Consider the following 16335-nt stretch of genomic DNA (forward strand, 5'->3'; position numbering starts at 1 on the left):
ATGGGTAGTGCACTCAAGGGCTTTAGGAAAGGACACCTGCGTACGCTGGCACTGAAACAGTGGCAGGGCATGATTCGCAAGTCCCTGGAAACTCAGGTTGTGGTGACTCAGCGCACCCCGACCAGTGTTATCGAGCCGATGGAGCCGCGCTACCTGTTGTCGGGCGACCTGATGGTGGTTCCGCCGACACCTGATCAGCAGCAGGAGTCCGTGATCGATCTGAGCCGGGAAGCCGAGCAGGCCCTGGCCTCCGCACCCAGCATGCAAAGTCCGGCGGAAGATCAGGCAGCGACCCGGTCGGTTGACCAGGTCATCTTTGTCGATTCAGGTGTCGAAAACTCCGAAATGCTGATCCAGCAGGCGCTGGCAGGTTCCTCAGTTGATACCAGTCGTTTCGAAGTGGTCTATCTGGATGCTCAGAGTGACGGCGTGGAGCAGGTTGCCCAGTGGCTGAGCCGCTATCAGGATCTGGATGCGGTTCACCTGATTTCACATGGCAGCGCAGGCCAGATCAGTTTAGGGGATTCAGTACTCGACCTGTCCTCACTTGAGCAGTACCGAGATGAGCTGAGCGCCTGGGGTAATGCCCTGTCAGAGCAGGGTGATATTCTGGTGTACGGCTGTTCCGTGGCGGGTGTTCCCGAGGGCGAACAGCTGGTGCAGGCGTTGGCGGATCTGACCGGCGCCGATGTGGCCGCCTCCGACGATGTGACAGGCTCCGAAGCTCTTGGCGGTGACTGGGATCTGGAGCAGCAGGCCGGCCTTATTGACGCCGCAATGCTGCTTAATGGAGGCAATTGGCAGGGTGTGCTGGCGGATTTCACGTCTGATGCCACTGACCAGGCATTCACCGGCACGGCAGCTGATGACCGCTTCGTGTTCGGCGATGATTGGGGGGTGGATACCGCGGCCAGTGCCGGGGGGCAGGATACCCTCGATTTCTCGGCGGTGACCCGGGACCTGGTGTTTACCGTGGATGGTGATACGGTCACCGTCAATTATGCTGATGGTTCGGAAACGGACAGCTTCACCTTCGATGCCACCGGAGGCAGCTACAGCATTATCGGTGGTCAGGGCAGTGACGAATACCGCCTGACGGATGGCGCCGGCCTGGTATCCGTGACGGATGCCGAGGGCCAGGACAAGGCCGTATTCCTCAATGCCGTTGCGCCGGTGACCCTTACCCGCAACGCCGATCGCACGACCAGTGTCAGCAACCAGGGCAGCTATGACCTGTCCGGGGTTGAAAGCCTGACCGGCCATATTTCACTGGGCAACAGCATGGTGGCCGAGCTGACCCAAAGCTTGGGCAGCTGGAGCGACCTGATCGATGATCTGCTCAACGACTCTGTACTGTCGGCCGAGTTGCCGCTGCTGGGCATGTCGGTGGTTGACCTGCTGGCCGAGGGCTTCAGCCAGGATCCGCTGTCGACCGCTGAAGGGGCGGCCACCAGCTTCCTCAATGATCTGCTGACCATCAGCAATGACACCCTGTCTGGGGTCACGGATCTGGGCGCCCTGGCCGATGCCGTGGCGCTGGAACTGAATGGCTTGGTATCCGGTGACCTGTTCAGTGTTGACGCCGGTCTCCATGACTGGTCAGAACTGCGCCTGGACCTCTCCTTTGATGCCGTACAAACACTGACTGCCACGCCGCAGCTGGATGAAAGCCTGAGCGCCGATCTGGCCCAGGCTGGCCTGGAGTTGACCGCCTTCTCCGATGTCGATGTGGAAGCCCGTATTGCCGGGGCTGTGTCGGTCGGTGTCGAGCTGGAAGACTTTACCACGCTGAGCCCGGCGGACGCCGCCGGCAGCGGTTTTATCCGCATGCAGCCCTTTACCCTGGGTGTAGAAGCCAGTGCCGACAGTCTGGATCTGAGCGTCGGCTTGAGTGATGCTGTTTTCGGTTCCGCTGCCACCGTCGGCGTGACAGAGGGCTCCCTGTTGCTGGAAGCCGAAGCCGGCTTTGTCATCAATCAATCCTCGCTGGACAGCGAGCAGCGTGCCGCTGTGGGCTCGACTCCGGTACTGGACAGCTGGGGCTCCGGCTCACTCAATGCCGAGTTGCCGCTGAGTGCAACCCTGGGCAGCTACGACCTGTCCTCGCTGGGTACGCCGCGACTGGTACTGGAAACGGACCAGCTGTTCGTCTATCAGCAGGACATCCTGCTGGTGAACATTCCCGATATCAGCTTCGATATCGAGCTCAGCCAGACGCTGGCCGATGATATCCTGGCAGCGCTGGATCGCCTCAAGGATAGCGGCGACTTCGTCCTGAACAACGATTTCTTCACCACCGAACTGCCTGGGCTGGGTGCGTCCCTTGCCGACCTGTTCTCCGTCGATGATGGCAGCACGAGTACACTGAACCGTATCTTCAACCTGAAGGCAGCGGCGCAGGCATACTTCGATACCACCACGCTGAACACGGGCAGCGAGACGGCCACCGTGGGCGGCCTGGTCGATGCCCTGAACCATTACCTGCTGTCTGCAGCAGCCATGCCTTTCGACCCGGCCCAGGCGGATTGGAGCGGAGCACTGCTGGCCTATACCGATTTCAGTGGTCTGGACCTGAGCGGTTTTGACTTCACCGGTGCCGACCTGCGTGGCGCCAACTTCGTCGGGGCTGATCTGAGTGGCGCCAATTTCGCCGGTGCCAACCTCGAAGGGGCGGTGTTCAGCGATGCCAACGGCAAGGCCGTGGCACGCGATGCCAATTTCAGCTCGGCCAGCCTGGTCGATGCGATCCTGTCAGGCCTGGACCTGAGAGGCGCGTTGTTTACCTCGGCCGATCTGTCGGGGGCTGATCTGGCGGCTGCGTCGCTGGTGGCGGCCAACTTTAGCCGTTCCCTGGTCAGCAGCACGACGCGGGTGCAGGGTGCAATTCTGTCCAGCACCCTCGCCGAACTTGAAGGTGCCGATGGCTATGCCGACGCCCTCAACCTGGCCGGTGCGGCGGTGGATCTTTCCGGTGCCGATCTGTCCGGATTTGACCTGTCGCAGCTGGACCTGACCGATGCCATCCTCACCGGTGCCAACCTGGCGGGCGCCAATCTGCAGGGGACTGACCTGCAGGGCGCCGAGCTGGCCAATGCGGTACTGGATCAGGCGTTCATTCAGGGTGCCCAGCTCGATGCAGCGCTGGGCGTGGCGGCGGATGCCCTGGTGTTTGCCGACAGCGTGGACACCTCGGATCTGACCACCAACGACCTGAGCAGCGCGGCACTGCTGCTGGCGGAAGGCGTCAGCCTGGCCGGTTATGACCTGTCCGGTGCCGACCTGAGCGGTCTCGATTTTACCGGTGTCGATCTCAGTGGCGCCTGCCTGGCTGGGGCCAACTTGAACGGGACGTCTTTGGCCGGAGCCACTCTCAGTGATACGACCGACTTCACAGGGGCTTCGCTGGCCGGTGTGGCGGATCTGCCGTCCGAGCTCAAGGGCATCTTCGCCCGTGCCTCACTGGCCGGCGTAGACCTGACCGATACGGTGCTGGATGGCCTGAACCTGGCCGGCGCCGATCTGACCGGTGCCGTGTTGACCGGTGCCAGCCTTGCAGGTGCAGACCTGCGTGCTGCCGTCATCAACGATGTTACCGCCGCCGGGGCCGATGCGGCCGCGATTCTCGATGCTGTGACATCGGCTCTGAGTGGTGCTCTTTACGACAGCCTGACAGCCATGAATGAAGCCTCTCGTGCCGCCTATGAAGCGGCCATGGCGCCGTTCGCACTGGACGAGGTCTTTACCGAAGGTGCTTCTGGCCCCCTGTTTGCCTTCCAGGGCGGCTTGAGTTTCTCGGCTGATGGTATGGGGCTGCTGTTCAACCTGCAGGTCAATATCGACAAGCAGGTGGCACAGGACTTCGCGCTGAATCACACAAACCTGCCGGTGGAAGCCGGTGAACTCGCGCCGGAGTTCGAGTTTGCCGCAACAGCCGTGGCACGCCTTGTTGCCGCATTGAACACGGATCTCGGTGTCGACATGACTGCCAATGGCGGCAGTTTCGACACTGAGTCATGGCTGCGTCTCAATCGCCTGGATGCGGGCGCGCGCCTGGCGCTGACCGGTCTGGATGCCAGCCTTTCGCTTGCCGGGCTGGCCGATATCAAGGTACATGAAGGGGTCATCGACCTGCGTGCGGCTGCTCAGGTGGCCTTGGCTGATCCGAATAATGACGATGGCCTGAACCGACTGACGGCCACTGAAATCACTAATGCCGGTGGCTTGGCCGGGCTGGCTGAGCTGACCGCGACTTCCAACCTGCGCGGCAGCCTGCTGCTGGATGCAGAGGGCGCGGGCTTTAATCTCAATGATTTTGGCTTGCCAACCCTGATCTTCAGGGCGCCTGAGCTGATCACGCAAAATGCGGATACCGGGGAGTGGGAGATAGCCACGCCCGAAATGTATCTGGACGTCCGCATTACCGACAACCTGAAACAGCAGATTCTCGACCTGTTGCAGACGGTTGATGAGTCCGGTAACTCCGCGTTGTCAGCCGATGCGTTGAACAGCAAGCTTCCGGGTCTGGACAAGAGCGTTAACGAACTGCTGGGCTTTGACAGCGACAGCAGTGATGCCACCAGCATCGAAGTATTCAAGCTCAAGCAGGCGGCTGAGGCCTATCTGAATGAAGCGCGCTTCACCCGAGAGATCAATCCCGAGTTTCCAACTCTGTCCGGGCTCGGCGAAGCCCTGCAGCAGCTGTTTGCCAAGGATTTCTCGATCCCCTTCGATGCCAGTCGTCAGGACTGGAGTGGATTCGATTTCGCCGGCTATGACTTCAGCGGCTTTGGCCGGGACGCCCTGCGTAACTTCGATTTCAGTGGTGCCAATCTGGCGGGCGCGAATTTCCGTGGCCTCGATCTGTCGGGCGTGGACTTCAGCGGTGCCAATCTGACCGGTGCGCTGTTTGACGGAGCCAGCCTGTTGCGCAAGGCGATCTTCGACGGCGCGACCCTGACCGGCATCGACTGGAGCGGCATCGACCTGCGCGGCGTCGACTTCTCCGGTGTGGATCTGAGCGGTACCGACTTCAGCGGCTTCGATCTGTCTCGCATCAACCTGCGTGGCGCCAACCTGAGTGGCGTGAACTTCAGCGGCGCCAACCTGCGCTGGGCGGATCTGGTGGGCTCCAACCTGTCCGGAGCCAACCTGTCGAACGCGTTGGCGCTGGATGTGAACTGGTCCAGCTGGTTCAGCAGCGACCTGCGTTTCGATCTCGACACCAACCTGACCGGCATGATCGTGGATGTTGATCTGCGCAGCCTGTTCGGCTCAAAGGCGTCCAGCGCCAGTCGTTTGAGCAGCGGTCTTGATCTGTCCGGCTGGAGTGTGAAGGACTGGAGCGGCTGGGACCTGTCCGGTCTCGACTTCTCCGGCGTCAATCTGAGCGGCTTCGATCTGTCCGGTGCCAACCTGCGGGGTGTGGTATTCGACGGCAGCAACCTGACGGGCGTTAACCTGTCCAAGGCGCTGGCGCTGGATGTGGACTGGAGCAATGTAACCGGCACGCTGGCCAATATCACCGGCATGCTGTCACGCATTTCGCTGGGTTCCCTGCCGAGCGCCACGACCGGAAGCGCAACCACCTGGGCCAGCGGCATCGACCTGAGCGGCTTCGACTTCTCCGGCTGGGACCTGAGTGGTCTGGATTTCAGCGGCATCAACCTGGGCAACCTGAAGCTGGGCTGGTCGACCCTGAGCAGCGTCAACTTCACCGGCGCGACCTTTGGCGCGGTGGACTGGACCGGTTCACGCTGGTCTGACGTGACGCTGCCGAGCGGCGTGCTGTCGGGTATTTTCCGCAATGTCGATTTCGGTAATTTCAATTTCAACAGCAATATTACCTGGTCGCTGAGCGGGGCCGATTTTGTCGGCATCGACCTGACCGGTGTCAGCGGTGGCAGCAGCTTCTTTGCCAACCTGAAGTCGGCCTGGGACAGTCTGCCGGATGCGCCCAAACTCAGCTTTGACTGGGCCGATTTCTCTGGTCTGGACTTGTCCGGCTGGTCAGGGGCCGAGAATGACACCTTCCAGTTCGGCAGCTTCAAGGGCGTGTCGTTCAGTAACATGACGCTGCCGACTCTGCTGACGGGCAATTGGGACTTCACCGGCCTGGACCTGTCGCTGGGTGACTGGTCCGGTTTCAGTATCGGGGATGGCAGCGGCAGTACGAAGCTGGATTTCGGTCTGTCGAATCTGTCCGGTGCCGATATCGCCGGCGCACTGAATCTGGTGGCATCGGCCGCCGGGGCTTTCTACAACGCGCTGACGGCTTTTGACGGTTTCAGCGCAAGTTTCCTGACCAGCCTGGGCATGAACGAGGTGGTGCTCGACGATGTGTTCGGCACACCGCTGTCAGGGCCGGCATTTGCCTTTACCCCGAGTTTTACACCCAATGGCACGGAGAGCGTCTCTTTGGGCTTCCGGATTCAGGTCAATCAGGACCTGATGTCGCGCCTGGAGTTTGCCATTGGCCTGGATGACCTGGGCATGGAAGCGCTGACGGCGCTCGGCAGCTTTGACGTGTCCGGTACTGCCATGGCTCGACTGGTTGTGGCACTTGATCTCGAAGCAATGGTCGAAGTGCCGCTGGTCAAGCAGGGAACGCTCGTGGGCGACCTGCCGGTTCCGGCTTTCAGCGATACCGAAGTGCTGGTGGGACTGAACCGCTTTGATGTCGGTGCGAGTGCAGGGCTTTACGGCTTTACCGCGACACTGGAGGTCGTCAATCTGGGGACCGTATCGGTTCTGGATGGTGAGTTGGCGTTGTCCGTAGCCGGGCGCGTTGGACTGGCTGACCCCAGTGGTGATGGCAAGCTGAGCCTGTCTGAAGTGTCGGCGCTCAAGGCGGCCGATCCGACCGGCTGGTACAAGAATGTCATTACGCTGACACCGGCGGCACGTTTCGATGCCGGTTTCCGGGTTGAGGTAGATCCCGGTATCACTATCGGTGGTTCCAGCTTCACCGACATGCTGGGCAATCTGATTGTCAACGTGAACTCCGATCAGTTGTTCATCACCGACGACAATGGCAATGCGCGTTTCAACTCGCCTGCTGTGACGCTGGATGTCGCTTTGACCACAACACACCGTGATCAGCTGTTGTCCGTCTTGCAGCAGTTCAAGTCGGTGGGCGACAGTGCACTTGACAGCGACTTCCTCAATACCGTGATCCCGGGGTTGAACAAGACCCTGTCTGAACTGTTCACCGTAAGCGGTGACCAGAGTGTGTTGTCGGCCTTGTTCAACCTGCAGACAGCGGCTGAACAGTACTTTCAGAGCAGTACGCTGGGCTTTGGCGGTACCACAGGAACCGGAACCGCCACCATCAGAGGCCTGGCGGCCGCACTGAATGAAGCGCTGGTGAAGGCCTCGGCAATGCCGTTCAGCCCGGAGCAATCGGACTGGTCCGGTGCCCAGCTGGCCTGGACCGACTTCAGCGGCATGGACCTGCGGGGCTTCAGTTTTGTTGGAGCGGACCTGCGTGGCGCCAACTTCACCGGTGCAGACCTGACCGGCGTTAACTTCGCCGGCGCCAACCTGACCGGAGCGACATTCGCCACCTATGGTGCCGATGGCAAGGTGACATCCGGTGCCGTATTGCGCGATGCCAACCTGAGGGGGGCAACACTGTCCGGCCTGCTGTTGGCCGGACTGGACCTGCGCGGTGCCGTCTTCGCCGATACCGATCTCAGTGGTGTTGACCTCAGTGCTGCCTCATTGGTTGCGGCCAACTTCAGTCGTGCCACTGTCAGCAATACCACGCGCGTGGCCGGAGCCCTGTTTACCGGAGAGCTGGCCAAGGAGCTGAAAGCGGCGGGGGATTACCTGGCGGCGGTCCGTCTGGACCCGACCAGCGGTTTGGCGGATCTGTCCGGTTATATGCTGGACGGCTTCGATCTGAGCGGACTCGACCTGTCGAAAGTCGACTTCACCAACGCCAGTCTGGCTGGCGCCAGTCTGCGTGAAGCTGTACTGGATGTGACCCGACTGGGGAACGCGACGCTGGACCAGGCTTTGATCTACAAGGCGCAGTTTGAGAACGCCGCGGCTGATGTGCAGGCGTTGTTGGATGACGCCATTGCTTTCGGGACGGAACTGTCCGGTCTGGACTTCTCCGATCCGGCATCGTTGCTGAATCAGCTGAAGAGCGTCGGTGCTTCAGCCGGCTCATTGGGGGCTGACCTGTCCGGATTTGATCTGTCCGGTTTTGACCTGTCCGGTATCGACTTCAGCAACCTGAACCTGGCCGGTGCTCGCCTGAACGGTACCGAGTTTGCCGGTGCCAATCTGGCGACCGCCATTCTGGATGACACGACCAGTTTCATTGCCGCCTCTCTGGCCGATGTGCAGGGGCTGCCGGATGTACTGAAAGGCAATTTTGAACGTGCGAATCTGGCAGGTGCCGACCTGACGGGCAAGGTGCTGGATAGCCTGAACCTGGCGGGTGCGGATCTGACCGGGGCCATTCTGACCGATGCGAGCCTGACCCTGGCCAACCTGCGCGGAGCCGTGCTGGCCGACATTGAAGCGGCAGGAGCCGATGCGGCGGCCCAGCTTGATGCGCTGACCAGCGCACTGAGCGGTGCCGTCTACGATGAACTGACACGGCTCAATGCGGCTTCCGCTGAAACGCTGAAAGCGGCCATGGCGCCGTTCGCGCTGGATGATGTATTCACCGAGGGTGCCGAAGGGCCGCTGTTCAGTTTCCTGGGCGGTCTGCAGATCAATGCTGATGGCATCACGCTGGGGCTGAACCTTCAGGTCAATATCGATACAGAAGTCAGCCGCGAGTTTATGCTCGATACGGCTGATTTGCCGGCTGAGGCACAGCAGCTGGCTCCCGAGTTCAACCTCTCGGCGATGGCCAGTGCACGTCTGGTCGCCGCGCTCAATGCTGACCTGGGCGTCGATATCGCCAGTGGCAGCGAAGGCACGTTCAGCCTCGACTCCGAGAGCTGGCTGCGCCTGAACCGCTTTGATGCGGGGGTGCGTCTGGCGGTCAGCGAGCTGGATGCCAGCCTCTCCGTAGCCGGACTGGCGAATGTGTCGGTCAGCGAAGGCGTGATCGACCTGCGTGCAGCAGCACAGCTGACGCTGACAGATCCAAATAATGATGACGGCTTGAACCGTATTACCAGCACCGAAAGAGGCAGCACCGCCTGGGCGGATCTGGTTGAACTGCAGACCACCTCAAACCTGCGGGGCAACTTGCTGCTCAACGCTGAAGGTGCCGGCTTCAACCTGAATGACTTTGGTTTGCCGACGCTGATTTTCCGTGCGCCTGAACTGATCTCGCAGAATGCCGAAACCGGCGACTGGGAGGTGGCGTCACCTGATCTGTTCCTGGATGTTCGTATCACCGAAACCCTCAGAGACAGCATTCTTGAGCTGCTGGGCAGCATCGACGACAGCGGCAATTCCGCGCTGGATAATGCGGTTCTGAACGGCAAGATTCCGGGGTTGGACAAGAGTGTCAACGAACTGCTGGGCTTTGACAGCGACAGCAGTGAGGCGGCCAGCATCGATGTGTTCAATCTGCGTGATGCCGCAGCGGTGTACCTGAATGACTTCAGCTATACCACTGAATTCCCGTCTCTGTCCGGGCTGGTCGAAGCGCTGAATCTGGCGCTCTCCCGTGATCTGACCATTCCGTTCACAACCAGTCAGACGGACTGGAGCGGCTATGACCTGTCCGGCTTTGATTTCAGCAAGCTGGGCATTGACGCCCTGCGTAACTTCGATTTCAGCGGTGCCAATCTGGCGGGCGCGAACTTCCGTGGCCTCGACCTGTCGGGCGTGGACTTCAGCGGTGCCAATCTGACCGGTGCGCTGTTTGACGGTGCCAGCCTGTTGCGCAAGGCGATCTTCGACGGTGCCATCCTGACCGGCATCGACTGGAGCAGCATCGACCTGCGCGGCGTCGACTTCTCCGGTGTGGACCTGAGCGGTACCGACTTCAGCGGCTTCGATCTGTCCCGCATCAACCTGCGTGGCGCCAACCTGAGTGGCGTGAACTTCAGCGGCGCCAACCTGCGCTGGGCGGATCTGGTGGGCTCCAACCTGTCCGGAGCCAACCTGTCGTACGCGCTGGCGCTGGATGTGAACTGGTCCAGCTGGTTCAGCAGCGACCTGCGTTTCGATATCGACACCAACCTGACCGGCATGATCGTGGATGTTGATCTGCGCAGCCTGTTCGGCTCAAAGGCGTCCAGCGCCAGTCGTTTGAGCAGCGGTCTGGATCTGTCCGGCTGGAGTGTGAAGGACTGGAGCGGCTGGGACCTGTCCGGTCTCGACTTCTCCGGCGTCAATCTGAGCGGCTTCGATCTATCCGGTGTCAACCTGCGGGGTGTGGTATTCGACGGCAGCAACCTGACGGGCGTTAACCTGTCCAAGGCGCTGGCGCTGGATGTGGACTGGAGCAATGTAACCGGCACGCTTGCCAATATCACCGGCATGCTGTCACGCATTTCGCTGGGTTCCTTGCCGAGCGCCACGACCGGAAGCGCAACCACCTGGGCCAGCGGCATCGACCTGAGCGGCTTCGACTTCTCCGGCTGGGACCTGAGTGGGCTGGATTTCAGCGGCATCAACCTTGGCAACCTGAAGCTGGGCTGGTCGACCCTGAGCAGCGTCAACTTCACCGGCGCGACCTTTGGCGCGGTGGACTGGACCGGTTCACGCTGGTCTGACGTGACGCTGCCGAGCGGCGTGCTGTCGGGTATTTTCCGCAATGTCGATTTCGGTAACTTCAGCTTCAACAGCAATATTACCTGGTCGCTGGGCGGGGCCGATTTTGTCGGCATCGACCTGACCGGTGTCAGCGGTATCGGTAATTTCCTCACCAATATCAGGAGTGCCTGGACCTCTGGTGGCAGCTCGACGCCGCTGGATTTTGGCTGGGTCGATTTCTCTGGCCTGGATCTGTCCGCACTGACCAGTCTGAGTGCCGACCTGTTCCAGTTCGGCAGCTTCCGAGGTGCTGATTTCAGTGGCATGAAACTGCCCAATATCGGCATGGACTGGAATTTCTCGGGTCTGGATCTGTCCCTGGGCAACTGGGATGGATTGACCATTGACGGTACTTACAAGCTCAATCTGGACGGTGCCCGCCTGTTGGGGGCGGCACTGGATATCGGCAGTTATATCGGATCTGCCGCCGGTGCCTTCTATGACGCGCTGACCAGCTTTGGCGCAGCAACTGCCGAGTTCATTACCAGCCTGAATATGGATCAGGCAGTCCTGGACAATGTGTTTGATGAGCCGTTGGATGGCCCGCGCATCGCCATCAGCCCGATGTTCGATACCAGCGGCAGCGAGGTGATTCTGGGCTTCAACCTGATCAGCAACATCGATCAGTTGTTCAACTTTGGTTTCGATTTTGCGCTGGGTGATGTGCTGACCCTTGGCGCTGACGGTCTGGGGCGCTTCGTACTGGCGCTGGATCTGGATGCCGGCATTGCTGTTGCCACCCGCACCGGTACGACACCGGTCGGTGATATCCCGCTGCCGAAGCCGGGTGACTCGGATATCTTCTTCAACCTGAATCGCTTCGACACCGGTGTGGCGCTGGATCTGTTCAATATTGAGGCGATCCTCAGCGCGGCTGACTTTGCCAATGCCGGTATTACCGAAGGCGAGTTCAGCGTTCGTGTAGCCGCCAGTATTACCGCGGAAGACCCTGATAACAGCGATGGCAAGGGGCGCATTACCCTCAGCGATCTGAGTGCTGCCGGGTTCGACGGGGTTTTCGATCTGACCCCGGCCATGTCTTTGGCGGGTCGTTTTGTGCTGGGCGGGAATCTGGGTGGTTTCAATGTGAGTGATTGGGGCAACCCGGTCCTGACCATCACGTCCAACATCGTCAACGGCACCTTTGCGCCGGACTACTTCTTCGATGTCAGCATCGACTCGGCCACGGTCAAGGCCAACCTGGAAGACCTCTTTGCCAAGGTGGCCTCCGTTGGTGGCGCGCTCGACGGTTCCAGCTTCCTGGATTCTATCCTGCCGTTCCTGGACAAGAGCCTGGGCGACATGCTCCAGAGCGAAGATGGCCGTACCCTCGGTGATGTGCTGTCCTTCCAGCGGGTCAGCGTCGACGCCAGCGGCAATGAAACCCGCACCACGGTACTTGAGGACTATTACGCCAGCGCGGGCGATCATACCTACAGCGGCTTGATCACTTGGCTGCGTGACTTCCTTGGTGCGACCGGGGTCTACTCTGATCTGGAAGCACTGCTGCCCAGCCAGTACGGCGAGTCCGAGCAGGGGCCGTTTACCATCGGTGGTGGTTTGTTCATTAATGATCAGAACGAAATTCAGCACCTGAACATTGATGCCACTGGCGGCAGCTATACTCTGAGCTTCTCTCAGGGTGGGGTTGACTACACCACTGCCAGCATCGCACATGATGCGACAGCGACCGATGTTCAGACGGCGTTGCGGGCAGCCTTGGGAGCACTCTTTACCGACGTAACAAACCTGACAGTCACCGATGATAACGGCATTCTGGCGATCGCCTTCGCCGGCCAGTGGGCCGCTACCAACGTATCCCAGTTGCGCACCGACAGCACCAACCTGACCGGCGGTCAGGCCCGCGTCACCACTGCTCAGCAGGGTGGGGGGCGTGGCCTGTCGCTGGATCTGGGACTGAATCTGGGCAAGATGCTGTCCCTGCCGTTCAATCTTGGAACAGGGCTCGACGAACTGGGTTTTGCGCTCAAGGGTGACGGAACTATTGATCTGGATGCGCTGGTTAATCTGGATCTGTCGTTCGGTCTTGCCTTTGATAGCCTGTCGGATCTGACGGCCGGCAGCAGCTATTTCTTCCAGGCCCGCGATATTTCCGCGCAGGTGATCGCGGGTACCGACAGTTTCAATGCCGGTGTTTCCCTCGGCGTACTGGATGCCGAAATCGATAACGGCAGCGTTCACTTCGTGGCGGATGCTGGTGTTAACCTCAAGGACAGCGTCAATGCCGATGCGGTTGGTCAGAAGGTCACGCTGAGCGACGTCTCAAATGCGGCCAACTTCTCCGATCTGATCGATGCAGAGGCAACCATCTGGGCGGAAGCGGACTTCCCGCTCAAGGCCAACCTGTTCGGTGGCGACCTGACCAAGCTGACCGGCGGTGAGAATCCGAGCATTGAGGTCTACTGGGGCAGTGAAGCCCTGCCGATCGACATGAACCTGATTGCGGACACCGACCCGGTGATCGTGAAGAAGAACCTGACCAATCTGGCCAGCCTGTCCAATATGACGCCGGCCATGATGGTGCAGATGCTGGTCAATATCGGTGACTTCCTGAATCAGTTCCGCGACTCCGAAGTGTTCCAGATCCCGATTCCGTTTACCGGGACCGATCTGGGTGATGCGTTTGACTTCGCCTACGGCTGGACTCAGGTGCTGAACGAGAAACTGCAGGGTGTACTGAGTTTTGACCTGACCAGTGAGGAGATCGTTTCTCCGCGCCTGAGCGATGATCTGGCCTTTGACCTGGTGCTGCAGCGCCCGGGCGACCTGGTGCCCAGCCTGTATACCGTCACCCTGTTGCAGTCGGATACCGCCGGCTTCACCCATATCAACGAGCTGGCGGATTACATCAGTGGCCGCATTTCCGAAGCGACCAATGGCGCCCTGCAGCTGCAGGACAGCCTGCCGCAGTGGGTCAGTGACACCACAACGACGGATACCACCAATACCGATACCGGCAGCACCAGCAGCGCCGCGGTAACCGGAACCGCCGCCAATGTCAGCGAAGAGCAGGCCGGCGGCGAAGCGGTCAACGCTGAACTGCGTTTCGAACTGGGTACCGCAACCGGCACCCTGTCGCTGTCCTACAAGGGCGGGGCGACCCAGAACCTGGCGATCACCGCCGACATGAGCGATATCGAAATTGCTGATGCGCTGGCTCAGACCTTCGCCACCGCAACCGGCACTGTCGCGGAAAATATCCAGATCACGGGCAGTCGTGGTGAAGGCTTCCGCATCGAATTTGCCGGGGCTGTGTCCGGCCGTGCCTATACCTCGGAAGACTTCAGCTACAGCATGAACGTGCCGTCGACAGCGACATCGTCGGTAACGGAAACCGAACTCAGTACTACCGGTGGCAGTGAGGTCAAGGTGCTGGCCTTCAGTGGCTATGCTGCTGGCACTTTCGAACTGCAGCTGATGGGGCAGACTACGGACCCGATTCGCTACATTGCGGATCCGACCGGTTCGCTGCAGGCCAAGATGATTCGTCAGGCGCTGGAAAAAATTGCCGGCGTCGGCAACGTGAAAGTGACCTTCCCGCAGAAAGATCCGCTGGATCCGACCGGCAAGAAGGCGAACTACGGCTCAGCGCCCAAATTCCTGATTGAGTTCCAGGGTGACCTGGCCAATCAGGATATCCCGGACATGACGGTGTACTACGGTAACCTGAAGAACAGCACCTATGTGCCGGCAGGGGAAACTCGTGGTGTGACGCTGTTTGAACTGACTCCGGGGCAGAATGCCTCCGGTGAGGTGCAGACGCTGAGCGTCAATGCCGATCCGTCCAACCCGGCGAGCTTCGATCTGAGCTGGAGTTACGGCGGCAAGACCTGGATCACACCGGGTAGCCTGTCCAGTGACATGTCGGCGTCGGCACTGCGCGCCGCGTTGCTGAACGCCACCTCCGGTGCCGATCGTCTGGGCGATATCGACGGGCTCGACATCAACGTCAGGCAGGTGGGCACCGGCAGCTGGGAAGTCAGCTTTGGCGGCATCCTGGCGGGCCAGGATGTGGCCGAACTGTCGGTGACCAACCTGTCCAATGCCACTACCCCTGATGTGTCGCTGGGCACCATCCGCGAAGCCTACCTGCGCAATGAGGTGCAGGAGATTCTGCTGGGGGCTTCGGTGGGCGATTACCGCGTTCAGCTCGGTGCCGATGGCACCCTGTCGGACCGCTTTGCTGCCACCGCCTCGGCGGCCGAACTCCAGGCTGTTCTGGAAGCCCTGCCCGAGATCGGTGTGGGCAATGTCAAGGTTACCGGTGAGCCTCAGCGCTGGAGCATCGAGTTTACCGGGCGCCTGGCGGGCCAGGATCTGGCCGAACTGCAGCTGAGTCCGCTGCAGTCGATTGCGCTGGAGCCGGTCATTGCCGCCGCCGGTGAAACTGTCAGCCAGCTGGTTGAGATCAAGTTTGCCAATGACAGCGCTTACGCCGTCAGCGTCGATATTGCCAACATGACGGTTGCCGAGGCCCAGCAGGCGCTGCTGGCCGCGCTGGAGCAGCTTGATGGCGTCGGTGCCGGCAATGTCAGTCTGGTGGCGGCGGATACGCCGGAAGGCGAAAGCCAGCTTTGGGATGTGCTCTTTACCGGTGAGCTGGCCGGCAAGACCATTCATGCACTCAACCTGAATGTAACGCTGAACCTGACCACTGGTGGGGTAACCACGACCACCACCAGCCAGATCGAAGGGCAGGAGATTCGTGCCAGTCTGATCCAGGTGGGGACATCCGAGCTGCGTCCGATGTCCGGCGGTCTGACTTGGGGCAAGCTCAACATCCGTCCGGTCAACGTCGACGACTTCACCTATGTAGCGATCATTCCGAGTACCGGCGTGCTGACCGAGTCCATACAGGTCGGCAGCGAGGCGACCGGACTGAATGCTGTTCAGCGCCTCACGGTCAATGATGCCGTCTCCGGCAGCTATACCCTGACACTGGCGTTTGACAGCGGCGACAGCTACACCACGGCGGCAATCGCGGCGAATGCCGATGCGGCCACGATCCAGGAGGCGATCAATACGGCCCTGGATACAGCCGGCAGCGTGACGGTCGCGCTGGAAAGCGACCAGCAGAACAATGTTTTCGAAATTACCTTCAGCGGTGCCCTTGCGAAGACCGCTATCCCGCTGCTGACCGCTGACTTCGGTGGCCTGCGCGCCTATGCTGGTGCCGAGGCGGTGAGCTACACCCTGCAGGAAGGTCGTGCGGAAAGTGATGAAACCGTCGGGCGGGATGAAGTTCAGCGACTGACCTTCAACAATGTCAGTGGTGGTCTCTACTCGCTGGTGATGCAGCTGGATGGCAGCTACTACAACCTGCAGGAGCCGCTGGAAGTGCTGCCGGATGAGGCGGCACTGGATACCTGGCTGACCGGTCTGGGTGTCGATATCACCGGCCTCAGCCTGCACGAAAAACGGGCGCTGGAACTGGAGCAGGCCTTGAATCTGGCCTTCAGTACCGGCGACCGCGCCATCGCCGGCGCCGAGGTCAGCGTTGTCGCTGTGCCGGGCGAAACCGCCAGTGCGTTCAGCTATGACATCCAGTTCTCCGGAGCCCTGGGCGAGCGCAACCTGCCGACC

Annotated in this window: 1 protein-coding gene (only partly in view); it reads left to right on the forward strand. The window is 60.6% G+C overall.

Features of this window, described 5'->3' with window-relative positions:
• A protein-coding gene (locus ABD013_RS09970; RefSeq protein WP_343805396.1) for a VCBS domain-containing protein crosses the window boundary here: on the forward strand, positions 1-16335 show its 5' portion. It continues 16323 nt past the right edge of the window; the window shows 16335 of its 32658 coding nt (coding positions 1-16335); the start codon lies at positions 1-3; its stop codon lies off the right edge, out of view.

This window comes from Marinobacterium maritimum (assembly GCF_039523155.1).
Lineage (GTDB): Bacteria > Pseudomonadota > Gammaproteobacteria > Pseudomonadales > Balneatricaceae > Marinobacterium > Marinobacterium maritimum.